General features: G+C 69.4%; 1 protein-coding gene. It reads right to left on the bottom strand.

Features of this window, described 5'->3' with window-relative positions; genetic code table 11:
* Positions 1–22: 22 nt before the first annotated feature.
* The gene (locus ACZ39I_RS41765) at positions 23–1,225 is read right to left on the bottom strand and encodes an IS110 family RNA-guided transposase (RefSeq protein WP_467250975.1); all 1,203 of its coding nucleotides are present in this window, start codon (positions 1,223–1,225) and stop codon (positions 23–25) included.
* Positions 1,226–1,428: the final 203 nt, after the last annotated feature.

The following is a 1,428-nucleotide window of genomic DNA, read 5'->3' as shown; positions in this document are numbered from 1 at the left end:
GGGGGTGCCTCTATGTCTTTCGTCAAGCGAGGCGTGGGGTTCTGGGTTCGTAGAAGGTGCCGTCGCGGAGCATCGCGAACAGCACGTTGATCCGTTGTCGGGCCAGGCGCAGAAGTGCCTGGGTGTGGGTTTTGCCGCGGGCCCGGCATCGGTCGTAGTAGGTGCGGGAGGCGGGATCGTGCAGGGCGGCGAACGCGGACAGGAACATCGCGCGCTTGAGCTGCCGGTTGCCGCCTCGTGGCGCGTGTTCGCCGTGGATCGAGGTCCCCGACGACTTGGTCGTTGGGGCAAGGCCGGCGTAGGAGGCGAGGTGGGCGGCGGTGGGGAAGCTGGTTGCGTCGCCGACGGTGACCAGCAAGGTGGCGGCGGTCCTGACCGCGACTCCCGGAATCGAGGTCAGGACCGCGGAAAGAGGGTGAGCCTCCAGCAGCTTCCCGATCTGTGTTTCCAGAGCTCGTCGCTGTTCGTGGACGGCAGCGAGCGAGCGGGCCAGCGACGGGATCACGACGTCGAGCGGGCGGGTCCCGGGGACGACGACGGTCTGCTCGTCGAGCGCGTCGAAGACCTCGTCGATCAGCCGTTGGGCCATGCGCGGGGCCTTGGGCCGGATCACCTCAACGAGCCTGCGGCGTCCGGCTTTTCGCAGGGCGGCCGGGGAGCCGTAGCGTTCCAGCAGCCAGGTCACCGCGGGGTGGTCCAGGCGCGGCCCGAGGACGCGCTCGAGGCTGGGGTGGAACTGGGTGAGCAGGCCGCGTATCCGGTTGGAGGTGCGGGTGGCCTCGGCCGCGAGGTCCTGGTCGAAGCCCACCAGCACGGTCAGCTCGGCGGTGATCTCGTCGGTCAGCTGGAGCGAGCGCAGGGTGTGCGGCATGGTCCGTGCGGCGTCCGCGATCACCGCGGCGTCCTTCGCGTCGGTCTTCGCCTCGCCCGGGTAGAGATCGGCGATCCGGCGCATCGAGAGTCCGGGCAGGTAGGCGACCTTGCAGTCAGCGGCCCGGGCGACGGTCAGGGGCAGGGCTCCGATCGAGGCGGGCTGGTCCACGATGACCAGCACGGTGCCGAACTTCGCGGCCAGCTTGTCGAAGACGGCCCGCAGTTTCGGCTCGCTGTTGGGCAGCTGCTTGTCGAAGACCTTCTTGCCGGCCGGGGTGAGTCCGTGCCCGTGATGGGCGCTTTTGCCGACGTCCAGGCCGAGGAAGACGCCCACGTCGTCGATGTCGTCCAACCTATCCTCCCGAGCGGGGTTCGTGCGGTGCTGGCCCAGGCGTTGGCGTCGTATGCGCGCATCCACGTTATGCAGACCTGCCGCCCGCAAGCGGCCGGGCATTGCGCCAGGCCAGGCGGTAGTCGGACCTCTCATCAGCGTCTCCAACGGCGCCTCTCAGGCCCGGTGACACCACCCCCCAGGTCATCGGTTCGACAGGGGGG

It is taken from the genome of Streptomyces sp. NPDC024687 (assembly GCF_055559055.1).
This window is presented reverse-complemented; position numbering and strand designations above follow the sequence as displayed.